Source organism: Chryseobacterium sp. KCF3-3 (genome assembly GCF_045865955.1).
Lineage (GTDB): Bacteria > Bacteroidota > Bacteroidia > Flavobacteriales > Weeksellaceae > Chryseobacterium.
Genome location: NZ_AP035792.1, coordinates 1,902,647 through 1,924,245 on the forward strand (window position 1 = coordinate 1,902,647; position 21,599 = coordinate 1,924,245).

Here is a 21,599-nt window from a genome sequence, read left to right on the forward strand (position 1 = left end):
TTGCAATATAAAAACGTATTATATGAGAAAATTATCATTGTTCCTTTTTTTGTTATGTGGATTCCATGGGTTTTCACAATTTATTCCGGCTCCTGTGAGTTCGGTTACCTCTTCGCAACCACCCGAACCAGGCACAGATGTTACCAAGTTGATTGATGGCAATACTGCTACCATTTATCATACTAATTGGTCGGTGAACGGAATTCCGGATGAGTTGAATTTTTATTTTAATGCTAATGTTACCAGTATTAAAAAACTGGTTTACACCCCAAGACAAGCTTCAGGTACAAATGGGATTTGGACTAATGTAAGTATTTCCTATAGTACACAGGCGGCTCCCAATACTTTCATCCCGGTAAGCAATAATTTAATTTGGGCTCTCAGTGATGCGGATAAGGAATTTATTTTCCCTACCGCTATTCAAAACCCTTATATCATTAAGATAACCGCAAATGCAGGCTCTGGAAACTTCTCCAGTGGTGCAGAAATGAAATTCTTTTCTGAACTACAGCTCGTTCCGGCTTCTGTGAATTCGGTTACCTCTTCACAACCGGCACAACCAGGGACTGAAGTTGCCAAGTTGATTGATGGCAATAATGCTACCATTTATCATACTAATTGGTCGGTGAACGCAATTCCGGATGAGTTGAAATTTTATTTTAATCCTAATGTTCCCAATATCAGAAAACTGATTTACACCCCAAGACAAGCTTCAGGTACAAACGGAATTTGGACTAATGTAAGTATTTCCTACAGTACACAGGCGGAACCCAATACTTTCATCCCGGTAAGCAATAATTTAATTTGGGCTCTCAGTGATGCGGATAAGGAATTTATTTTCCCTAACTCTATCCAAGACCCATATATCATTAAGATAACCGTAAATGCAGGCTCTGGAAACTTCTCAAGCGGTGGAGAGGTGAGATTCTTTTCTCAACAACAACCTGCGATTGTTGACGGTATAGACTGCCCCATCAATACATCCGAATTAAGTATAAGCGGGAGCAATGATGTGAAGGCTACCATCTCCGCTTCAGGAACGACTGCGTCATCTTATCAGCCTGGAGAAGATATAGATAAATCTTATGATAATGATGTGAGTACGTTGTATCACTCTCCACATGGCGTTACTACTTTTCCGGTGGTGTTAAATTACAGATTAGATGGTGCTACCCCTATCGATTATCTAAAATATACGCCTAGGTCCGGTAGCGACAACGGGCGGTTTGGAAGCGTGAGTATCAGTTATAATACGAGCACAAACAGCACATATGTTCCGTTAATGACATTTGATTTTCAGTATTCTTCTTCTCCTGTGAAGGTTTACTTTCCAAATCAGATTACCCCTTTGAATGTAAGAATTACAGTAAACGATGGGAAGAACAGTTTTGCAAGCTGTGCTGAAATGGGCTTTTATAAATCAGGCGCTTCAGTGGTTAATAATCCTTACAGCAATATTTTTACAGACAATCTTTATTCAGCATTGAAGTCTTCTGTTACTCAAGCGGATATAAATAATATGACATCGCCATTCTATAAAGGGTTAGCGCAATGTCTATTTAACGGAACTTATGTAAAAAAATACAGGGTTCAGAATTATAGTGTTTACCCTCCTGTTGCTGTTACTACAGGTAATTTAAAGGTGGGAAGTGGCTATAGCACTTTTGAGAATCCTACAGGTATTGTGTTTGCACAGGGGGAAAAGGTAGTTTTGTTTGCTCAGAATATCCCAGCAGGAGTAATTGTTTCTCTGAAGGTGAAAGATTTTTCTACCTCTTTATATGGCACTGACTCCTATTATGAGCTTCATAATGGTTTAAATGTATTTCCTGTAACCAACAGTGGCTTGGGATATATCAATTATTATAATACCAATGCGGCATTACCTGATATCAAAATCAATATTGTTTCCGGTAAGGTTAATGGTCTTTATCATTATCAAAAATCTACACAAAGTGATTGGGAGGCAGATCTTACGAATTCGGCTTATAATATGATTGACGTTGTGGGACAGCATGTCCATATGGTTTATAAAAAAAGCACGCTGAAAAATTATGCTCTTCATAATCAGGTAGCGCTTGTTTCAAAACTCGATCTTATGGTAAAAAATGAGTGGCTTGTGATGGGATTGTATAAATATAATTTAGTTCCCAAAAACCGTATGTTCGGCTATAGTAATGACGGCGGAGGCTGGCATGCAGGCGGGCTGGGTATTAATATGGATGCTAACGGAAATGATAACTATGTTGCTGATATTAATCAATTGTCTGTATGGGGATTTGCACATGAATTTGGGCATATTAATCAGATAAGCCCGGATCTTAAATGGATTGGCACTACAGAAGTTACCAATAATATATACAGTGCATGGGTGGATTATAATATGAGTACAGAACAAGATGGACTGACCAGTGTGGAAAGATTTGATGAATCACCAGCAGCAGGAATGGCCAGCGTGGCAGGAGGAAGAATAAACGGAGGTATTCTGAATACAACCGTCAATAAGCAACCTTTACAAGATAGTGTAAATTCGGATAATTTTAAAGTATTAATCCCTTTCTGGCAGCTTGAATTGTATTATCAGCTGGCCGGAGCTTCACGAAATGCGCCGGTTCTTTCCTTTAATTACCCAACTAGCTATACAGGAGTAGATTATGCGCACTGGTTTGCAACGGTTGCCAACAAGGCAAGAAACACCAATTCTTCCGGGGTCTCAAATGGTGATTTGCTTCTGAATTTTGTGAAAAATACCTGTGATGCAGTGCAGGAAGATTTAACAGAATTCTTTACAACAACCGGATTTTTAAGACCGATAAACAGGAATATTGATGATTACGGTTTTGGTCAGCTTACCATTACGCAGGCTCAGATTGATGCTACGATTGCATCTATAAAGTCTAAGAACTATCAGCAGCCTGTTTCTCCTGTAATGAATTATATTTCAGCACGTAGCGTTGCAGCTTTCCGTGACCTTCTTCCGGTAAGCGGACAAACAGGCCAGGGAGTTACTTTAAATAATGATTATCTTACTGTACAGCACAGTGCTTGGAGAAATGCAGTTGCCTATGAAACATTCGATGCCAATAATAAATTGATTTATGTATCTGTTATGGGGACTGGTGATGTTAGTAACAATACTACAAAAGTGTATTATCCTTCCAGTGCTAGAGCTGTTTATGCAGTGGGTTACAATGGACAGAAAATTTTGGTTTATCCTGTTTCAACTACTTTAGCAGGCAAAGGGAAAACAAATAATTCAGAATTAAAAGATAATGTAGAATTAAGAAATAATTCAGAATTCATTGTGTATCCTAATCCTGTAGAGCAAAACGGATCAATTCATATTAAATTAGAAAATGCATCAGGAAATTACAGTGTAAATATTTTTAGTGCAGATGGAAGAGTGCTTTTCAGTTCAACAGGAAGTATTGAAGCCATTGAAACGAAAATAAATACAGAGTTTGTTAAATATCCTTCGGGAACTTACTCACTTTCTTTGAAAGATGAAAAAGGGAATGCCTTTAAAAGCGTTAAGGTTATTAAAAAATAATTTTAGCCAATGCTTCTCACGATTAGAATGTAAGAGATAAGTTCTGCAAAGTTCTATAATACATTATTATAAGGACTGGAATATAAGTGATTTATAATCAGTATGTACGGGTATTCGTGCATACTGATTTTTTTTAAGTGGAAATACATTTCAGGAAAAAATGTGTTTTTGTTCGATCCAAAAAAAGATATTTCGATTGAAGTGAATTTTATTTTTGTATATTGTTGAATTATAGTTATTTGCGTTTTGATAATGAAAAATTTAATAAAAATATTAGCCATGATCCTATTCTGCTCGCTTTTCAAAGCCCAGCAGACCAATGTTTCTGTTGTGAAATATGAAGATCTGGAGAAGAGAATTCAGCAGGAAAAAGATAAATTGCTTGTGGTCAACTTCTGGTCTACAACCTGTGGACCGTGTGTAAAAGAGCTGCCACATTTTATGGAAGTGAATGCTAAATATGCAGATAATCAGAAGTATAAGATGATTTTGGTCTCGTTAGACAGACTCGCAGATAAAGAAAGAGTCTTGAAATTCATTAAAACTAAAAATCTTACCGCTGAGGTACTCCTGTTGGACGATATCAAAAGGATGAACACCTGGATTCCAAGATTTGAAAAAGACTGGGACGGAAATATTCCGGTAACGTTGTTCTACAAAAACGGATCAAAAATCCATTTCAATGACGGTGAAATGAGCAAAGAAGATTTGGAAAAAACAATTAAAGAAAATCTACAATAAATAATTAAATTATGAAAAACCTGAAAATTTTAATGACCGCATGCATCGTTGGGCTGGGATTACTAAGCTTTACAGCGAAAGATCATGATAGAAATATTAGTCAGAAAATGGACGTTTCATCGGTAAAAGGCTATGAAGTAGGGGACGAAGCCGCCGATTTTAAGCTTAAAAATATTGATGGGAAAATGGTTTCCCTCAGTGATTTTAAAAGTGCAAAGGGATTCATTGTAGTATTTACCTGTAATCACTGTCCTTATGCAAAAAAATATGAGGACAGAATCATTGAGCTGGATAAAAAATATAAGGCTCAGGGCTATCCGGTAATTGCCATTAATCCTAATGATCCCAATGTACAGCCGGAAGATGGCTATCAGCAGATGATTGAAAGAGCAAAGCAGAAAGGATTTACTTTCCCCTATCTGGCAGATGAAGGGCAGAAAATTTATCCGCAGTACGGAGCAACAAAAACTCCCCATGTTTTCGTACTGAAAAAAGAGAATGGAAAGAACATCGTAAAATACATTGGTGCTATCGACAACAATTATGATAATCCGAATGATGTCTCAGAATACTATGCCCAGGATGCCGTAAATGCACTGATCAAAGGGGACCCGGTGAAAATGACAAAAACAGTAGCCATAGGATGTACAATTAAAGTAAAGAAATAATATATTTGCCTTTATAAAATAAGATCGGTGTTCTTGGAATACCGATTTTTTATGCCTTAAACTCAATTTGAAATGAAATTCCAGTTCAGCCTGAAGTATCTGCTTCTTACCCTATTTATTTTTCTTGCAGAAGTGTTGATTGCCACCAAACTAAGTGATATTTTCTTCGTGAGAGCTTATCTTGGGGATGTGATTGTGGTAATGCTTCTTTACACGTTTGTAAAGAGCTTTGTAAAAGTAAATGATCAGAAACTGATTCTGGGAATTCTGATTTTTTCATTTCTGGTAGAATTTGCCCAGTATTTCAATATCGCAGAAAAACTAGGCTTCCGCCCTGGAAGCCTGATGTATATTGTTATCGGAAATTCTTTTTCCTGGATAGATAACCTCTGCTATGCGGTAGGCTGCCTGATTCTCTATCTTATCGTAAGAATGACAAACAGTGATGGCTTAACCTCAACCCCTAATCCCTAGTCCCTACCACCTGCAACCTGCAACCTACCACCTGCCACCTATTACCTATCTCCCAAAACTATCATACTTATCCTCAGCATACTTGGTAAAGCGGTTCAGAAGAGCTACATTTTCCTTTTCCATAGGCGAAAGATCATTATCTACATTGCTGGAAACAGGAATATACCAGTCTGTTTGTTCAAAGAAATTTCTGTAGGTTTCTTTTTTGAAAGAATAACCATGTCTTGCAAATACAGAGTTTTTGATGATCTCAAGATCTAGCTTTCTTAAGTTTTTAAGGTCTTTTTCTGTCAGTTTTTGCTTCGATGCATTCAGTTTGAAGATGGCTTCTGAAGCGATACGGTTTTTAGAGGTTTTATAACTTTCTGTTTTTCCGGTTTCTTCATCGGTGTATTTTTCGGTAAACTCTTTAGGATTTGACCAGTCTACCAGATCAGAATCCTTATCCAGCATAAAGTTAGGGTTATAAACAAACTCTTTTTTGGTCAATTTAAGTGTTTTTGAAGGAGCTTTAACGCTTGTTTTATCAAAAGCATTCCACTTTCCGGTTAAGCTGTCTCCTTTCAATTTTACTTCAAATCTTCCATCTGTTTTGTCATTGCCGGGTTCATCCAGTACAAAAGAAGCGGTTGATTCATTGAAAACTCCTCTGAATGGTCGTTGATTACCATTCACGATACTTTGTCCGTAAACACTGTCTTTGGTAATTCTGTTGATCTTTAAAGAAATTCTTTTGTAGTTACTGACATCATATTCTGAGCCGTCCGTTTGGTCCACTACCTTTTCCATGCCGGCAAATTCACCCGTGTAAATTCCGTAATATTCTTTGTGAACCTCGGGGATTACCACAGAGTCTTTCTTTGCAGTCAGAGAATCTTTTCCTGATTCAGTAGTCTTTCCCTCTTTTTTGCAGCTTAACAGAGAAACTGTAAGCAGGGAAATGAGTGTGTAATTTAGAATTTTCATATAAGTTTTTTTGTGATTAAATATTCAATAATAAGGATGTTGGGAATCCAGCCCAGCCATGCAATGATCTGATAGACCTCCATAGGATTGGGATGAAATAAATATACAATAATTACCTTCCACATTCTCAGGGTAATAGCAGATAAAGTAAAAGCAAAACTCCGCCACATCCACTGCTTATGTTCTTTAAACCTTTTCTGTCTTGCCAGCTGATAAGCTTTCAACGTTGAAAACCACCATACAAAGCCCAAAATAACAAAAGAAATCTTTGAAAAAAGACCTCCGTTAGCAAAAATTCCCATATAAATTCCCGAAGGTGCTGCACAGATCAGAATGAGAAAAATATATACTTTTCCCATACTCCTGTGGAAATTTTTGAGTCCAAAATTCTTTCTGAGCAAAGCAAGAAAACCCGAAAGAAGCACAAAAATGCTCGTATAAACATGAGTATAGAAAAACGTAAGATATTCCGGTCTTTCTACCACTTCAGTCTGTTTAATCATCAGAAAACTGACTTCAGGATTAAAAGGAATGTATTCTAAGGTGATTTTCAGCATCAGCCAAAAGAAATACCCAAACCCTATGATTAGTAAGATTTTAAAGAAAACTGCAGTATTTCTTTTGGCAGATAGCATTTTAATAATTTTTAAAAGTCATAGGAACGTTATATGTTGATTTAATGGCTTGCCCATTTTTAGTGGCGGGTTTCCATCTTTTTTTTAAAGCATTCATCACACGATCCATTTCTTTATTCATAGCACGGTTGTTTCCTGTTGTTGAAATAGAACTTATACTTCCGTCAGGATTAACATCAAAAGTTGTTAATGATTTCGATGTTCCAGATGCTTTTTCCAGACAGGAAAGATCGAAAACTTGACTGATATCCTGCATCAGAGCAGTCATTCCTCCTGGATATTCAACAGGTGTAGTAACTGTTTTTTCTGTGTTATTGTCTGGATTATAAGTGGTTTCTGGCTGGTTGGTTTGTGAAAATGCGAGTCCAAAACCAAGACACAAAGCGAAGGTTATTATTTTTTTCATGGTTTATTTTATATTCAGGTTATTTATTTTCAAAGAAATCAATCACTAACTCATTGAATAATTCCGGTTTTTCTTCGGGAACATAATGATTGGCATTGGGGATAATAGCTAATTGTCCTTTTGGGATAGATTCTGCGATTTTTACCGTATGTTCTGTCTTTATAAGATCATTATCACCAGCAATGATCAAGGACGGACACTGAATTTTACTCAGGTCTTCATATTTCCATTGAGGATACTTCAAATCCAGATTCAGAAGATCAATAAAGATATCATTTTTGTGGTCTTTATTGTCTTTAGTAAGGCTTACGAGCATTTCTTTCATGGATTTTAAATCATGATCTTTGACTCCTTCCGGAAAAATATTGGCACCTGAACAGGCAATTTTGTCTACCATTTCGGGGTATTTCATCGCCATAGACAGTGCGAGAATTCCTCCGTCACTCCAGCCAATAATTTTTGTTTTTTTAATGTTCAGCTTCTCTAAAAACTGCTTAATATCCTCTGTCTGAATATCAAAAGTAAGTTCTTTCGTTTTGTCATAAGTAGATCTCCCTCTTTCGCGGCAATCGACAATGATCACTTTATATTTTTTAGCAAAGGTGTCCTTCTGGTTAATAAAGGCACTGATAGACTGGCCATTGCCATGAAGCATAAGTACAGGTTCTCCCTCTCCATAGGTTTCATAATATAATTTGATGCCATTAACATCCATAAATTTTCCTTCCGGCATTGTTCCGATAATACCACGACCTTTGATTAACAAAGATTTGCTGCCACTGAATGGTTGGTAATCCGAAGTTTCAATGGTAAAATTTTTTACGTGCTTTATTTTTTGAGAATGGATTCCTTCAAACCAACCCTTTGAAGAGGCAATCTCTTTTTCAAAACCTGAATTTTCCAGCGGAACTTCAGTCCATTTTTTTGACTTTCCATCATTGACTTCCAACTTAAAATCGTCAAAATAAAAATCCCCGTTATTTTGTGCAAAAGCTCCGATATTCATGGTCTTTGCAGATGGATTGATGGTTCCTTTTATTTCGTAGGTTTTCCATTCATGGGTTACCTGGATTCCATAATATTGATTTTCAAAGAAACTCGTAGACTCATCTTTATTATTTATTCTGCACCATAGCCCACAATTGGAACCATTGTCCTCATTGTCTTTTCTGATTTTTACCGTTATACGGAAGTTCCAATTCTGTTTATGCTCTATATTCACAGCTTGAGTGAATGATGTCCAGTCAGAGACAATCGTTTTTTCCTGACTGTATCCTAAAAAGAAGCAGAGTAGAAAAAAGAAACCGAATTTTTTTTTCATGTATTTAGTTTTTATTAAAAGTAATATTTTTTTACAAGTTGTTGAGATCCTGTGCAATAAGCCATCCTTCACTCCAGCATGCCTGGAAGTTGAATCCTCCGGTCACGGCATCGATATTCAAAACTTCTCCCGCAATATAGAAATTAGGAAGTAATTTTGAAGACATGTTTTTAAAGTTAATTTCCTTTAAATCAATGCCTCCGGCCGTTACGAACTCATCTTTGAATGTCGATTTTCCGGTTACCTGGAACTTTTTCTGGCAAAGATTTTCCAATATTTTCTGCATCTCTTTTCCGGAAATATTGGCCACCTGTTTATTAAGATCAACTTTTGAGCTCTCTAAAATTTTCTGCCAGAATCTGTTGGTAATATCGAAGATCTTTGACTGTCCGATGGTTTTTTTAGGGTTGCTTTGCTTGAAATTATGGAACATTTCTTCCGCTTCATCCATTTCTATGGAAACGAAATTCACTTCAATTTCAAAGTTGTATTTAAGTTTTGCCAGACTTATGGCTTCCCATGCAGAAATTTTCAAAACAGCAGGCCCGGAAAGTCCCCAGTGGGTAATTAGTAAGGGTCCGCTTTCTTCTGTTTTCAGTTTTGGAATTGAAATTCCTGCATTTTCAAAGCTTGTTCCAGGAAGGTCTTTCAGCAATTCATCTTTAATATTGAAGGTGAAAAGCGAAGGAACAAGATCCACAATCTTATGACCCAGATTTTCTACAATTTTTAATGATTTTGGAGAACTTCCGGTCGTATAAACGATATAATCTGCTTCAAAATCCCCTGAATTGGTTTTTACAATATATTTTTCGTCCTGTTTTTCAATCTCTTTTACTGTACATTTTGTCTGCACTTTGACATTTTTCTTTTGAGTTTCGTTCAGAAAAGTATTGATGATAGTCTGAGAAGAGTTACTTTCAGGGAAAGTTCTGTTATCATTTTCAATTTTCAAAGGAACGTTTCGTTGATCGAACCATTCCATCGTATCACCAGGCTGAAATTTAGTAAAGACACTTAATAATTCTTTATTTCCACGGGGATAAAACTGAACCAATTCTCTTGGATCAAAGCATGCGTGAGTCACATTACAGCGTCCGCCTCCGGAAATTTTAACCTTCTGAAGGACATCTGAGTTCTGTTCTAAAATCGTAATTGTATATTTCTTTTCGTCAAGATTAGATGCACAGAAAAAGCCTGCAGCACCGCCTCCGATAATAATGATCTGTTTCATGTATATGTAATCCTATGCGGAAGATTATTTTTTCAAAAGTACAATTTTTATAAACCATCTTATTTGAGTATTTTTGAAGATTATAATTTTAATTATATCAAAAACGATTTTCATATGATTTTCTACCATAAATTTGAAGTAAGATGGAGCGATCTTGATGCCAACAAGCACTTGGCTAATTCATCGTATGTACAATATTGTGCACAAGCCAGAATGGCTTTTATGACTAAAGAGAAAATGGGAGTTACCCAGCTGAGCAGATGGGGAATAGGTCCGGTGATCCTGCATGAAAGATATTCTTTCTTCAAAGAAATCTATGCAGATCAGATCGTCATCGTAAGTGTAGAAATAGACGGATGTGCAGAAGATTCTTCCATCTACCGTTTCGTACACAAGTTCTATACTCCGGACGGAATGCACTGTGCTACTGCGGAAGCTACAGGTGTATGGATTGATATGATGCTTAGAAAAATGACCACGCCACCGGATGATGTAGTGGAAGCAATGAATAAGTATAAAACCCCGGACACTGTTGTATTATCGAAAGAAGACTTCAAAAAGTTTCCTTTCCACCCACACAATATTGACCCGGCAGAACTTACTCAATAATTCAAAGTTTAAAATTCAAGGTTTAATGTTTAAAGTTGGAGAAGCAATTTTAAAATTATTCATACTTTTTACATTGGACATTAATACAAAAAATCATGTTTGAAGATAAATCACAGGAGCTGACGCCCATTTCGAAATTAGGAGAATTCGGTCTTATTAAACATTTGACAGAGCATTTTCCACTATCCAATGAATCTTCGGAGCTTGGAGTAGGAGATGATGCGGCAGTAATTAATCCTGACAACAAAAAAGTAGTTCTTACAACAGATGTATTGGCGGAAGGTGTGCACTTTAATTTAGGGTACGTTCCTTTAAAACATTTAGGTTATAAAGCGGTGGTGGTAAACCTAAGTGATATTGCTGCGATGAATGCAACACCTACACAGATATTGGTTTCCCTTGCAGTGTCTAACCGTTTTCCTGTGGAAGCATTGGAAGAGATCTATTCCGGAATTCAGGCAGCATGTGGAAGATATAAGGTTGACCTTATCGGAGGAGATACAACAAGTTCCAATTCAGGTCTGGTGATGAGCATTACCGCTGTAGGAATTGAAAATGAAGAAAACATCGTAAAAAGAAGCGGTGCAAAACCAAATGATCTTCTTGTTGTAACAGGAGATTTAGGAGGTGCCTATATGGGATTACAGATTCTGGAAAGAGAACATGCGGTTTATCTTGCTGATCCTAATATGCAACCGGAAATGGAAGGTTACGATTATATCCTTGAAAGACAGCTAAAGCCTGAAGCAAGAACAGACGTTAAAAAGATTCTGGAAGAACTGGATATTAAACCAACTTCTATGATTGATATTTCAGATGGTCTGGCTTCTGAAATCCTTCACCTTTCGGATCAATCCAATGTAGGGTTCAGATTGTATGAGGAAAAAGTTCCGTTAGACAATCTTACGATCTCTACAGCAGATGAAATGAACTTAAATCCTGTAATGACGGCTTTAAGCGGTGGTGAAGATTATGAACTTTTATTCACCATTTCATCAGAAGATTTTGATAAAATTAAAAACCACCCTGACTTTACTATTATCGGGCATGCTGTAGAAAAAGAAGAAGGAAACTTTATGGTAGCCAGAGGATCTAACCAACTGGTAGCACTTACTGCTCAGGGATGGGATGCTTTTTTAAGTCAATAAAATAGAAAAATTATATTTAATTTTAAATATTGTAAGAAAACCGTAGTATTTTTTACTGCGGTTTTCGCTTTCTCTGATCAAATACATTAGCAATGAATTCATCTGAAAAAAATATTCCCGTTCATAATCTGGTGTCTGAAGAATTTCAGGTCAACACTTTAGAAAATGGACATCCGGAGAACTTCGAGGATATTCACCGGCATAATTTTTTTGAAATTATCTGGTTCAAAGAAGTGCATACAGACAGTCGTCTTGAGCTGGATTTTGAGAGCTATACCGTAAAAAACAACCAGCTCTGTATTATCGTTCCCGGCCAGGTTTTTAATATGAAACTCCGCAATGAAAAAGGATATGTGCTGGCCATCAGTAAAGAAATTTTCAAAGAAGCCTGTGATACGGAAGTGGTTCTGGCTAACGGAGCAAGACCTTTCTTTTTGGATGCAGAAAGCAGTGAAACCGGAAATATGCTTATTTCAATGATTAAAAGAGAATATCTTGGATCCGGACGTGTTGAAATTTTAAAAGCTTATCTGAGAGCTTTCTGTCTCATTATTACAGATCAGATCACAATGCAGAATACTGCAGAAGATGACAAACCGAGAATTCAGCAACTCGCAGCGTTGATAGAAGAGCATTATATCACAGAGAAAAACACAGATTTCTATGCTGAACAGCTCAAAATAAGTGCTCATCACCTCAATGACATTGTCCGTCTTTCCAGAGGAACAACAGTGAAAAAAATGATTGCCCAGAGACTTATTCTGGAAGCCAAAAGAGAGCTCAGTTTTGGTGCTTTAACAGTAAAAGAGATTGCTTTTAAACTGGGTTTTAGCGATGCTTCCTACTTTTCCCGGTTTTTTAAAAAGCATACCCGGCAGAATCCTGATGGATTCAGACTTGGAAAAGACTAATCCTCAGAATGTTCCTTTGTTTTTCATTTTAAATAAATAATTCGGATATAATCAGATTGAGTAATCCTCAGTTTGTGCTATCCTTCCTTCAGTTCTTTTATTGAAAAACGATACTTTTTACAGCAATTTTGCAGTTGAAAAAATCGCCTGCGAAGGCTTATTGTTATTTATGAAGAAGAATTTGAGCATTGTAGTGTTTATTCTCGCACTACTCAACACATTAGAGTCGCTAAGTATAGATCTTTATCTTCCCGCTTTCCCAAGTATGGCGAAGATTTTTAATACCGATATCGGACACATTCAGGTATCCATTTCTGTGTTTTTTGCAGGATTTGCTTTCGGGCAGCTGTTATGGGGACCTTTATCAGATAAAAAAGGAAGAAAACCCATGTTGTACTGCGGACTTTTGCTTTTTATTATAGGAGCTACGGCCATCTATTTTACATCTGATATTTATGTATTATGGGCAATGCGTTTTCTACAAGCGTTTGGAGGAAGTGCCGGAATTGTTATCGGAAGAGCAATCATTATTGATCTCTATGATAAACATAAAGCCGTTACCATCTTTTCACAACAATCACAGATCAGCGGGATTGCTCCGATTGTAGCTCCGCTACTGGGAAGTGTATTCCTTAAATTCTGGGGCTGGAACAGTTCTTTTGCATTTTTATGCATCATGGGACTGATTACCTTTTTCATGGTCTACAAATATGTACCTGAAACCAATACCAGAATCCATCTTTCCGATGATGAAATGTTGAATGAAAAGGGATTGAAAGACCAATTGAAAATGATCATTTCCAACAAAGATTTTATCAACAGTACCATGGTAGGAAGTATTGCCTTTGCTTCTTTGATTATTTATATCTCCAATGCACCATTTTTATTCATGGAGATCCATGGGTTTTCGAGCAGTACCTTTAGTTTTATATTTGCTTTTAACTCATTGGCGTTGATAACAGCCGCTTATATTACGCCTAAACTGATCAAAAGAATAAGCAATTCCACCCTTTTATTTGCCGCTACAATTGTTCTGTTGGTGGTATGTACCCTTCATATTCTGATTGCAGCTGAAAATCTGTCTGTAGCATTGGAAATTGCCATGTTGTATCTGTCATTACTGGCTATCGGAATTTTGTTTCCTATTACATCGGCTCATGCTTTGTCTCCATTTAAAGAAGGAAGAGGAACTGCAGCGGCACTGCTGGGCTTTATGCAGTTGATGGTAACCTTCTTAATATCAGGATTGATAGGTTTCTTAGAAGCAGACTCTATTATTCCTATGGTTGTAACACGTTCTGCAATGGCATTGATTGCAGTGTGGTTCGGATACCGGATTTTTAAAACTCAAAAAAGAGAAAGCTTAAACACCAGTTCTGATCCGGAAATTGATCCTGTTATTTAATCCGGTTGTCATACAATCCGGGCACTTAATCAAGTATTTTTTGTGAAAAATAGTCAAAGGGTTCTCTTTGCATAAAATTTAAAATATGAAAAGAACCCTTTCGACAGCTTTATGCTGTATATTGCCATTAGGATATTGGGTGAACGCACAGTCCGGGCTCTCTGCAGAACTTAAAACAGAGTATATTCCTGCTTCCAATTACATCAGACCTGAAGACAGTACAAAGACCAATTCTAAAAGTGATTTTAAAAGAGTAGACCTGAATCTCAGTATTCCGTTATCCGTGAAGAAAGATACTGACGGGAAGGTAAGGTCGTGGTCTATGCTATTGAGTGGCTCTTATGCAAAGATGACCCATAAAAATTACGAAACTCCGTTGTTTCCGGATCAGATGCTGAATGCGCAGGTCGGAATACAGCATATGAGACCTTTAGGCAAAAAGTGGAGTATGATGATGATGGCATCCGTTGGAGTGTATACAGACCTTGAAAAAATAGATTTCGATGATGTGCTGGGCCAGGGTGGACTTTTATTTATCAGACATTTTAATTCTAATATTTCTTTAGGTGGAGGTCCGGTGCTTACGACGGCTTTTGGTGTTCCCATGATTTTACCCTGGATTTATTTCGATTGGAAAACGAATGGTAAAATTAAGTTTAAGATCAATTTCCCGGAAGGGATGGAAGCCGGATATCTTTTCTCAGATAAATTTACTTTAAAGGCTGTTGTAGAACTGAACGGAATGACTGCAGAGAGAAATATAAACGGAAAATCAATGTTGCTAGGGTATCAGCAGATCACTGCAGGGCTCAGACCGGAATTAAAAATTAATGACAGGCTTACTTTGCGTCTTACGGGAGGAACTGCCATATTGAGGAGCTTCAGCGAAAATGACCGCAAAATCAGCAGTATTTTCAGAGACAAGAAGATCGCAGATCCAAGATTTTCAAGCACATTCTACGCAGCAGTATCACTACGCTGGAATCTCCCATAAAAAATGAAAAACCGGAAGCAGAGAAAAACATTGAATAGAATGCACTCAATTGTTCATTGAACTTAATACCACCCAGCTTCCGGCTTTTCTCTTCCAGCTATTTGCTGATCAGTTTCTTATACACCACCTGATTAAGAAGTTCTTCCTTTCGGGTACGGGATATGGGAAGCTCAATTTTATTAATGAAAAGACGTCCTCCTGAAATCATGTCAATATGGGTAATATTGATGAGGTAAGATTTATGAATCCTGAAAAAATGATCAGAAGGAAGGGATTCTTCAATCGCTTTCATAGTCTGATGGATGATCAGTGATTTATCTTTAAAATGAAGCTTGGTGTAGTTTTGCATACTTTCAATGTACAGAATATCTACCCATGAAATTTTAATAAAAGTATCAGACTGCCTTACATAGAGAAAAGGATCATCCAGAGTAGTATTGTTTTTTAATTTTTCCCCAATGATATACTGCTGCTGTGCCTTATTAACTGCCTGATAAAAACGGTTAAAAGCAATGGGCTTTAAAAGGTAATCCACAACCTGCAGACGGAATCCTTCCAAAGCATATTCTGAATAAGCTGTGGTAAGAATGCATAAAGGAGGATTTTCAAGCTGTTCCAAAAATTCCAATCCTGTGAGATAAGGCATATTGATATCGAGAAAAAGAAGGTCTATTTCACTCTCCTTTACTTTGGTATTGGCTTCCAGAGCGGTAGCGCATGTTCCTTCCACCGATAAAAAGTCAATCTGGTCTGCCAGTTCTTTAAGATGGAATCTTGCCAGAGGCTCATCATCGATAATCAGGCATTTCATTTTAGGAAGAGTATTGCTCATGAGGGTCAGAAAGTGTTAGCGTTAAAGTTATTCTAAAGATATGATGATCTGTTTCAATTTTTAAATCGTGGGAATCCGGATATTGTAATTTTAACCGTTTTTTTACATTTTGAAGGCCAATTCCACCTGCTCCGTCTTTCTTTTTATAAGTAACCATATCCGAATAAGAATTTTCAACATAAAAATAGAGATGATTGTCTTTTTCTTTACAGGAGATTTTTACATAGCCATTATGTCCGGGAAGCCTGCAGACATATTTAAAAGCATTTTCTATAAAAGGAACGAGAAGCAAAGGAGCAATAGAAGCTTTCTTATTATCAATTTCCCAACTGGCTTTTACGTCCAGTTCATTTCCCCATCTCAGTTTTTCTACCTCAACAAGGTTTTGGAGATACTCGATATCTTTATCCAAAGGAACCATAGCCTGATTACAATGATACAACTGATACCTGAGAATATCCGAAAATTTCATCAGTAAAAAATCTGCCAGCTGGGTATCCGTTTTCATCAGAATATGAATATGATTCAGGATATTAAATACCACATGAGGATTAATCTGATCCTGTAAAAGTTTGAGCTGGTTTTCCAGATGAGCCTGCTGAAGGAGAATATGATCCCGCTCTATTCTTCCATGTTCTTTATAAAATTTGATGCCGCATGCTGCTCCATTGATAAGAAAAGAGGCGGGTAAAGACATGTAAAAACCTTTCCACAAAAAAGGGAGCTGGCCGGAAAAGCTTTTGGGAAGCTGATCCTTTGGAGCAACCTCAAGATAAGTAAAAATAACAGCGAAGATGAGACTCAATATGAAAATAACCATGACAACCTGTATCAGAAAACGTTTCATCTTTTTTTCCCGTAAAGCTTTCGGAAGAAGCTTATTGGTCAAAAAATGAGTGAAGGTAAAAGAAGAAGCTGTAATGATAATGGTTTGAATCATAGCGAGATACTTCTCTGTTGTAATCTGAAAATTACACCAGAGTACAATAGCGAGAACAAACCAGAAAATAAAAGTAAATATGTATTCTTTTAAAACAAAAGATTTTGTCATGGAACTGGAAATAGGTTGATAAAAAAATTAGAAACTGCAGGGAAAACAGTTTCTAATGGTAAAGATAATTTAAGTTTTTTAGAACAGGAAATAACCTATTCCAAGGGAAAAACTGTGGGGTTTGGACTTAAATTCTTTACTAATGCTCGTAAGACCAGTCTCATATCTCAAATCTACTGTAAAGTTTTTATAATCTAATCCTACGCCTCCTGTAATGCCAATATTGGATTTGTCAAACTTTTTAAAACCTTCCTGGAGAGCCTGAGAAGTAGACACTTTATCGTTGAAAGCATAACTGTAAACCCCACCTGCAAATATCCTTACATTAAAATCATCGGCTTTAATCAGTTTATATCCTACCACTACAGGAATATCAATAGCGTTCCAGGAAAGTTTTGAAGAGCTTCCGTCTTGGGACTCGAATGATGTTTTCTTTTTGTTGAACAGTGCTTCTCCCTGTACATACAGTTTTCCGATATCCATTCTTGTCATTACTCCTGCCTGATACCCGAATCCATATTTTCCTTCCAGTGAAGATTCCGTGGAGGTTTTTGTAAAGTTTGCCCCTCCCTTTACCCCAATGTGAAAAGCCGGAGTCTGTTGTGCTTTAGTTTCTATACCGCAAAAAATACATAATAACAATGCACTTAGCGCGAAAAATTGCTGCTTCATAAATTAATTATTGTTAAAAATCTAATGCAAAACAACAACGATAAAGCGTGGAATGAAATTTTATTTGATGAATGGCAGAAACACTTTGACAAGGATCTGTTTTAGGATGAAAAATAAAACCCGGAAGTATCACTACTTCCGGGTTTCTATTACTAAAAAGGTTGTTCTTCACAGATGGAAGGAGGAACACATCCGCCACCGCCCGGATTTCCACCGCCTCCTACAGCGATGCATTGCCCCGGATTTCCGTCTTCATACATTTCACAGGCATATCCCCAGGCACATTGGCAGTCGTCCTGACAATTGTAAGAGTTTCCTCCCATATGGCAACCTCCATTTCCGCTTCCTAAAATTTCAGATAAGTCTTTTCTCAAAAGTTTTTTCATTGTTTTCATGATAATTTGGTATTAAATGTTATCGTTTAAAATTGTACGTCCTCGTAAATATAATAAAATTGTCTTAATGTATTGTAAATGAATTTTATGGGAAGATTTTATATAAAAAAGCCACTGTGAAAGTGGCTTTTTATGATCAATAGAAAAAGATGTCTTAGAAACTGAATTCCTTCTGATACAGTGTACGTTCTTTTTGGAAAAGAGGAATGGTTCCTTCATATCGTAAAGGAGCGATTCCAAAACCATAGAACATATCCGCCTGGATTTTACCTTTTACAGTAATCACACCTTTTCTTTGAGGAACCAATGTTAATCCTAAAGATGAAAGGGCAGAAGCTCTTCCTTTTAATCCTGAATTAGCAATTGGAATAGTAAGAAACATTAATCCTACAGCTCCTTTTGCTTCTAAACCACCTTCAGCAGATAAATTTCCCTCTGCAAGAGTGATGGCAGGTTCTGATTTCTTTTGAAGATTAATGTTAATCTCCGGAGTTTTGCTTACTAAAAAGTTAGCATTTCCTTCAAGATCCAAAAGCTTTGCCTGTACTTTTCCTGTAGCCTGTACGCCCAGAAAAGGTCCGGCAGAAAGAGTAGGACTTAAGATCAGTCCTGTAGGTCCCAAAACGATAGGAACGATAGGAATATTCAGGTAATCTGTAGTACTTGCTGTATAGCCCAGGCTTCCTACAATAGTTGCCGTACTCTGAAGTTTGATATCATCCATGATGAGGTTGACATAGAAGTTGGATAAATGTCCCCATGAGAATGTGATATTATAATCAATCTTTGGTGTAAATCCTCCTTGTACATTCACACTGGATGTTCCTGCTGAAGTTAGAGGAAATGAATAAGTTTTATTAAAATTATAACGGTTGAAAGTAATTAATTTCTGATTCTGAAGGTTTTTAGCTTCTATAGAATGTATTCTTTGATTGATCTGCTCAGAAACCATTCCTTCTACAGGAATGTAATTAACCATTTTTCCATCAATATTAACAGGAGCTTTCCCTGATGGATCATACACTCCGCTTAGTGTTCCGCTGTAGATGAACTCTTCAAGTTTTGCACTGGAAGTCTGTACTTTAAATTGATTATTCAATTTTGAAACAGAACTTACTTTCGAAAGAATAGTGCTCACCTGATCACCTTCTATCTTAGTCCCTACAATAACAGTTCCTATAGAAATACTGTCAGTTTGTGGAGTCATACGGCTAAATGTAATTTCTCCTTCATTATGAGTAGAAATGGCATTTACTGATTCATCATTCAGAATAATAACATTCTTCTGTAAAGTCAGATTTCCTAAAGTCTTCATTTGAGCAGACTCTGAAGGTTTTTCAACAGGAGCATCCGCCGGATCATCCTGAGAACAAGACGTTAAAAGAAACAAACAGAAAAAAGAAAAAAGAAAGGAAAAGTAAAAATTTCTGTTGATTTTGAAATGGTTGGTTTTCATTTTCATATAAAGTGATTTTAAGGTTTAATCAAAATTAAGTGAATTATTTAAAACTTACAAAAAAATTGTGTTAAATTAATATCAACAACATAATGATCTTCGATTATGCTTTCGGTATATGAAAAATAAAAACCCGCTATCAGAATAGCGGGTTTTGTATATTATTTTTTAAAAGACATTACTAAAGGAATAGTAACATTGGAGGAGACGGGTTTTCCTTTGTCTTCTGCCGGTTTCCATTTGCCTTTCTCTTTAATCCTGTAAAAAGCAGCTTCAATGAATGCGTTTACATCTTCATTGTTTCCTTTTACATTGGGATTAAGAGCATTCCCTTTAGAGTCCACAACAAAACTTATTGTTGTTTTGTAAGAATCTGAAGAAAAGTTGAGAAAATCAAGGTCTACAGCTTCAGATAATAGCTTTTGAAAAGCAGCTTTACCTTTATCATATTCTGCTTCCTTACTCACTTTTGTTTTTACAGGAGGATCTGCGGAGATCATTTTCTGATCCTCCAGAGAAGCCTTATCTAAAGCGGTTTTGTAAGCCGTTATTTTATCCTCTGTTAAAAGCCATTCCTTCTTGGTTCTTAAATCATTAGGCTTAGGATATTTATTATACAGAGCCGTTTTCTTTCTTTCATAGCGAGAATCTGCCCTCTGAAATTCAGAAACCTGGGCACTGCTGAAAATAAAAGTGAAAATGAATGCTGATGCTAAGACCTTTTTCATGATTTATTAGGCTTTTACAATATTAATAATTACTTCAGTTGCTTTTTCCATACTTTCCAAAGCGACATATTCATACGGTCCGTGGAAGTTGATTCCTCCTGCGAAAATATTCGGACAAGGAAGTCCCATATAAGAAAGCTGAGCACCATCTGTACCTCCTCTGATCGCTTTGATCTTAGGTTCAATACCAGCTTCAGTCATTGCTTTAGCAGCAAGATCTACAATATGCATTTTACCTTCAAATTGTTGCTTCATGTTTCTGTATTGCTCCTTAATCTCCACTTCAGCAGTTCCTTCACCATGTTTTTGATTGAATTCTGCTACTTTTTCCTCCATGATTTTTTTTCTGGCTTCGAATTTATCTGCATCATGATCACGGATGATGTATTGAAGTTTTGCTTCAGAAATATCAGCAGTAATATCCATTAAATGATAGAATCCGTCAAAACCTTTTGTCGTTGCAGGTGTTTCGTTTGCAGGAAGCATTTGAGCAAATTCAGCAGCTAAAAGAGCAGCATTGATCATTTTTCCGTAAGCATAACCAGGGTGAACACTTAACCCGTGGATTTTTACCACAGCTCCGGCAGCGTTAAAGTTTTCATATTCCAATTCTCCAACTTCTCCACCATCCATAGTATAAGCCCATTCTGCACCAAATTTAGCAACATCAAATTTGTGAGCTCCTCTTCCGATTTCTTCATCCGGAGTAAAGCCAATAGCAATTCTTCCATGTTTGATCTCAGGATGTGCAATAAGATATTCTGCTGCCGTTACAATTTCTGCACAGCCTGCTTTATCATCAGCACCCAAAAGAGTGGTTCCGTCAGTAGTAATTAACGTCTGGCCGATATATTTTTTTAAGCTTTCAAATCTTGAAGGAGATAATGTGAATCCTGTTGCCTGGTTCAAAAGAAGATCGTTTCCATCATAATTTTCCCAAACCTGAGGTTTTACATTTTCTCCGTTGAAATCCGGTGAAGTATCATAATGTGAAATAAACCCAATGGTAGGTCTGTCATCGTTTTCCAGGTTAGAAGGAACATAGCCCATGATATAACCGTTGCTATCTATAGAAACATCCTCAAGGCCAATGGTCTTAAGTTCTTCAGTAATATAGTTGGCAATATCCCACTGGCGAGGAGTAGAAGGCGTTGTTTCACTTTCTGCATCGCTGGTTGAATATATTTTTACATAGCTAAGAAAACGGTTCAGTAATTTTTCTTTCCACAAAGGGTTGAATTCTATTGTACTCATCAGATATCATAAATTTTAACAAAGTTAGCAAATTTGATGCTGAGAATACATTATTTGCAATTTAATATCAGTTATTGAAATTATAAATCATATATAAATCTTTGAAAATCAAAATAGTGTTAGCTTTGTATATACAGTGTACTAAGTAG

The 21,599-nt window shown here is 36.7% G+C and carries 21 protein-coding genes; 9 read left to right on the forward strand and 12 right to left on the reverse strand.

Going from position 1 to position 21,599, the window contains the following annotated elements; genetic code table 11:
• Nucleotides 1-22: 22 nt before the first annotated feature.
• The 4 genes from ACKTTZ_RS08555 to ACKTTZ_RS08570 all read left to right on the forward strand — a co-directional run bounded on the left by ACKTTZ_RS08555 (nucleotide 23) and on the right by ACKTTZ_RS08570 (nucleotide 5,433).
• Nucleotides 23-3,550: a M60 family metallopeptidase gene (locus tag ACKTTZ_RS08555; RefSeq protein ID WP_407848349.1), complete on the forward strand. Its 3,528-nt coding sequence runs from the start codon at nucleotides 23-25 to the stop codon at nucleotides 3,548-3,550.
• A 279-nt stretch (nucleotides 3,551-3,829) separates the two neighbouring features.
• Entirely contained in the window at nucleotides 3,830-4,291 is a 462-nt protein-coding gene (locus tag ACKTTZ_RS08560; RefSeq protein WP_407848351.1) for a TlpA family protein disulfide reductase, read from the forward strand.
• Between the two features lie 11 nt (nucleotides 4,292-4,302).
• Nucleotides 4,303-4,959 (forward strand): thioredoxin family protein, encoded by a 657-nt coding sequence (locus tag ACKTTZ_RS08565; protein WP_407848353.1) that lies wholly within the window; start codon nucleotides 4,303-4,305, stop codon nucleotides 4,957-4,959.
• 72 nt (nucleotides 4,960-5,031) lie between these two features.
• The gene (locus ACKTTZ_RS08570; RefSeq protein WP_407848355.1) at nucleotides 5,032-5,433 is read left to right on the forward strand and encodes a DUF2809 domain-containing protein; all 402 of its coding nucleotides are present in this window, start codon (nucleotides 5,032-5,034) and stop codon (nucleotides 5,431-5,433) included.
• A gap of 45 nt (nucleotides 5,434-5,478) precedes the next feature.
• Here the strand turns inward: ACKTTZ_RS08570 and ACKTTZ_RS08575 are convergent, their stop codons facing one another.
• From ACKTTZ_RS08575 to ACKTTZ_RS08595, 5 genes are read right to left on the reverse strand one after another with little or no spacing between them, the layout of a single operon-like run.
• On the reverse strand, nucleotides 5,479-6,399 hold the full coding sequence (locus ACKTTZ_RS08575; protein ID WP_407848357.1) for a YARHG domain-containing protein: 921 nt from the start codon (nucleotides 6,397-6,399) through the stop codon (nucleotides 5,479-5,481).
• Nucleotides 6,396-7,034, reverse strand: a complete 639-nt coding sequence (locus ACKTTZ_RS08580; RefSeq protein ID WP_407848359.1) for a DUF2306 domain-containing protein — start codon at nucleotides 7,032-7,034, stop codon at nucleotides 6,396-6,398. The genes ACKTTZ_RS08575 and ACKTTZ_RS08580 overlap by 4 nt, the downstream gene beginning before the upstream one ends.
• 1 nt (nucleotide 7,035) lies before the next feature.
• Nucleotides 7,036-7,440, reverse strand: coding sequence for an energy transducer TonB (locus ACKTTZ_RS08585; protein ID WP_253315871.1), 405 nt, complete (start codon nucleotides 7,438-7,440; stop codon nucleotides 7,036-7,038).
• A gap of 19 nt (nucleotides 7,441-7,459) precedes the next feature.
• On the reverse strand, nucleotides 7,460-8,761 hold the full coding sequence (locus tag ACKTTZ_RS08590) for an alpha/beta fold hydrolase (RefSeq protein WP_407848361.1): 1,302 nt from the start codon (nucleotides 8,759-8,761) through the stop codon (nucleotides 7,460-7,462).
• A gap of 31 nt (nucleotides 8,762-8,792) precedes the next feature.
• Nucleotides 8,793-9,995: an NAD(P)/FAD-dependent oxidoreductase gene (locus ACKTTZ_RS08595; RefSeq protein WP_253315873.1), complete on the reverse strand. Its 1,203-nt coding sequence runs from the start codon at nucleotides 9,993-9,995 to the stop codon at nucleotides 8,793-8,795.
• Nucleotides 9,996-10,109: 114 nt separating this feature from the next.
• Here ACKTTZ_RS08595 and ACKTTZ_RS08600 point away from each other — a divergent pair, with 114 nt between their 5' ends.
• The 5 genes from ACKTTZ_RS08600 to ACKTTZ_RS08620 all read left to right on the forward strand — a co-directional run bounded on the left by ACKTTZ_RS08600 (nucleotide 10,110) and on the right by ACKTTZ_RS08620 (nucleotide 15,062).
• Entirely contained in the window at nucleotides 10,110-10,604 is a 495-nt protein-coding gene (locus tag ACKTTZ_RS08600; RefSeq protein WP_034692066.1) for a thioesterase family protein, read from the forward strand.
• Nucleotides 10,605-10,699: 95 nt separating this feature from the next.
• Nucleotides 10,700-11,752: a thiamine-phosphate kinase gene (gene thiL, locus ACKTTZ_RS08605; RefSeq protein ID WP_253315874.1), complete on the forward strand. Its 1,053-nt coding sequence runs from the start codon at nucleotides 10,700-10,702 to the stop codon at nucleotides 11,750-11,752.
• 92 nt (nucleotides 11,753-11,844) lie between these two features.
• The gene (locus tag ACKTTZ_RS08610) at nucleotides 11,845-12,663 is read left to right on the forward strand and encodes a helix-turn-helix domain-containing protein (RefSeq protein ID WP_407848364.1); all 819 of its coding nucleotides are present in this window, start codon (nucleotides 11,845-11,847) and stop codon (nucleotides 12,661-12,663) included.
• A gap of 169 nt (nucleotides 12,664-12,832) precedes the next feature.
• Complete coding sequence (locus tag ACKTTZ_RS08615) at nucleotides 12,833-14,068, forward strand: multidrug effflux MFS transporter (protein ID WP_156106360.1); 1,236 nt, start codon at nucleotides 12,833-12,835, stop codon at nucleotides 14,066-14,068.
• An 85-nt stretch (nucleotides 14,069-14,153) separates the two neighbouring features.
• The gene (locus ACKTTZ_RS08620; RefSeq protein ID WP_034691993.1) at nucleotides 14,154-15,062 is read left to right on the forward strand and encodes a DUF6268 family outer membrane beta-barrel protein; all 909 of its coding nucleotides are present in this window, start codon (nucleotides 14,154-14,156) and stop codon (nucleotides 15,060-15,062) included.
• Between the two features lie 97 nt (nucleotides 15,063-15,159).
• Here ACKTTZ_RS08620 and ACKTTZ_RS08625 read toward each other — a convergent pair whose 3' ends face one another.
• The 7 genes from ACKTTZ_RS08625 to pepT all read right to left on the reverse strand — a co-directional run bounded on the left by ACKTTZ_RS08625 (nucleotide 15,160) and on the right by pepT (nucleotide 21,450).
• On the reverse strand, nucleotides 15,160-15,894 hold the full coding sequence (locus tag ACKTTZ_RS08625; protein ID WP_034691992.1) for a LytTR family DNA-binding domain-containing protein: 735 nt from the start codon (nucleotides 15,892-15,894) through the stop codon (nucleotides 15,160-15,162).
• On the reverse strand, nucleotides 15,875-16,945 hold the full coding sequence (locus ACKTTZ_RS08630; protein WP_034691991.1) for a sensor histidine kinase: 1,071 nt from the start codon (nucleotides 16,943-16,945) through the stop codon (nucleotides 15,875-15,877). Before ACKTTZ_RS08630 ends, ACKTTZ_RS08625 begins: the two co-directional genes overlap by 20 nt.
• A gap of 78 nt (nucleotides 16,946-17,023) precedes the next feature.
• Nucleotides 17,024-17,617 carry a porin family protein gene (locus ACKTTZ_RS08635; RefSeq protein ID WP_034691989.1) on the reverse strand — a complete coding sequence of 198 codons (594 nt, stop codon included), beginning with the start codon at nucleotides 17,615-17,617 and terminating at the stop codon, nucleotides 17,024-17,026.
• 152 nt (nucleotides 17,618-17,769) lie between these two features.
• Nucleotides 17,770-18,012 (reverse strand): hypothetical protein, encoded by a 243-nt coding sequence (locus tag ACKTTZ_RS08640; RefSeq protein WP_034691988.1) that lies wholly within the window; start codon nucleotides 18,010-18,012, stop codon nucleotides 17,770-17,772.
• A gap of 154 nt (nucleotides 18,013-18,166) precedes the next feature.
• Entirely contained in the window at nucleotides 18,167-19,474 is a 1,308-nt protein-coding gene (locus ACKTTZ_RS08645; RefSeq protein WP_253315877.1) for a hypothetical protein, read from the reverse strand.
• 155 nt (nucleotides 19,475-19,629) lie between these two features.
• On the reverse strand, nucleotides 19,630-20,196 hold the full coding sequence (locus ACKTTZ_RS08650; RefSeq protein WP_034691986.1) for a hypothetical protein: 567 nt from the start codon (nucleotides 20,194-20,196) through the stop codon (nucleotides 19,630-19,632).
• Nucleotides 20,197-20,202: 6 nt separating this feature from the next.
• Nucleotides 20,203-21,450, reverse strand: coding sequence for a peptidase T (gene pepT, locus ACKTTZ_RS08655; RefSeq protein WP_407848369.1), 1,248 nt, complete (start codon nucleotides 21,448-21,450; stop codon nucleotides 20,203-20,205).
• Nucleotides 21,451-21,599 lie beyond the last annotated feature (149 nt).

Excerpts from the sequence above, each read along its gene's own strand:
- thiL (WP_253315874.1), top strand. The coding sequence starts at position 10,700 with ATGTTTGAAGATAAATCACAGGAGCTGACGCCCATTTCGAAATTAGGA.
- ACKTTZ_RS08620 (WP_034691993.1), top strand. The coding sequence starts at position 14,154 with ATGAAAAGAACCCTTTCGACAGCTTTATGCTGTATATTGCCATTAGGA.
- ACKTTZ_RS08625 (WP_034691992.1), bottom strand. The coding sequence starts at position 15,894 with ATGAGCAATACTCTTCCTAAAATGAAATGCCTGATTATCGATGATGAG.
- ACKTTZ_RS08580 (WP_407848359.1), bottom strand. The coding sequence starts at position 7,034 with ATGCTATCTGCCAAAAGAAATACTGCAGTTTTCTTTAAAATCTTACTA.
- ACKTTZ_RS08650 (WP_034691986.1), bottom strand. The coding sequence starts at position 20,196 with ATGAAAAAGGTCTTAGCATCAGCATTCATTTTCACTTTTATTTTCAGC.
- ACKTTZ_RS08555 (WP_407848349.1), top strand. The coding sequence starts at position 23 with ATGAGAAAATTATCATTGTTCCTTTTTTTGTTATGTGGATTCCATGGG.
- ACKTTZ_RS08600 (WP_034692066.1), top strand. The coding sequence starts at position 10,110 with ATGATTTTCTACCATAAATTTGAAGTAAGATGGAGCGATCTTGATGCC.
- ACKTTZ_RS08630 (WP_034691991.1), bottom strand. The coding sequence starts at position 16,945 with ATGACAAAATCTTTTGTTTTAAAAGAATACATATTTACTTTTATTTTC.
- ACKTTZ_RS08575 (WP_407848357.1), bottom strand. The coding sequence starts at position 6,399 with ATGAAAATTCTAAATTACACACTCATTTCCCTGCTTACAGTTTCTCTG.
- ACKTTZ_RS08645 (WP_253315877.1), bottom strand. The coding sequence starts at position 19,474 with ATGAAAATGAAAACCAACCATTTCAAAATCAACAGAAATTTTTACTTT.
- ACKTTZ_RS08560 (WP_407848351.1), top strand. The coding sequence starts at position 3,830 with ATGATCCTATTCTGCTCGCTTTTCAAAGCCCAGCAGACCAATGTTTCT.
- ACKTTZ_RS08635 (WP_034691989.1), bottom strand. The coding sequence starts at position 17,617 with ATGAAGCAGCAATTTTTCGCGCTAAGTGCATTGTTATTATGTATTTTT.
- ACKTTZ_RS08565 (WP_407848353.1), top strand. The coding sequence starts at position 4,303 with ATGAAAAACCTGAAAATTTTAATGACCGCATGCATCGTTGGGCTGGGA.
- ACKTTZ_RS08615 (WP_156106360.1), top strand. The coding sequence starts at position 12,833 with ATGAAGAAGAATTTGAGCATTGTAGTGTTTATTCTCGCACTACTCAAC.
- ACKTTZ_RS08640 (WP_034691988.1), bottom strand. The coding sequence starts at position 18,012 with ATGAAAACAATGAAAAAACTTTTGAGAAAAGACTTATCTGAAATTTTA.
- ACKTTZ_RS08570 (WP_407848355.1), top strand. The coding sequence starts at position 5,032 with ATGAAATTCCAGTTCAGCCTGAAGTATCTGCTTCTTACCCTATTTATT.
- ACKTTZ_RS08585 (WP_253315871.1), bottom strand. The coding sequence starts at position 7,440 with ATGAAAAAAATAATAACCTTCGCTTTGTGTCTTGGTTTTGGACTCGCA.
- ACKTTZ_RS08590 (WP_407848361.1), bottom strand. The coding sequence starts at position 8,761 with ATGAAAAAAAAATTCGGTTTCTTTTTTCTACTCTGCTTCTTTTTAGGA.
- pepT (WP_407848369.1), bottom strand. The coding sequence starts at position 21,450 with ATGAGTACAATAGAATTCAACCCTTTGTGGAAAGAAAAATTACTGAAC.
- ACKTTZ_RS08610 (WP_407848364.1), top strand. The coding sequence starts at position 11,845 with ATGAATTCATCTGAAAAAAATATTCCCGTTCATAATCTGGTGTCTGAA.
- ACKTTZ_RS08595 (WP_253315873.1), bottom strand. The coding sequence starts at position 9,995 with ATGAAACAGATCATTATTATCGGAGGCGGTGCTGCAGGCTTTTTCTGT.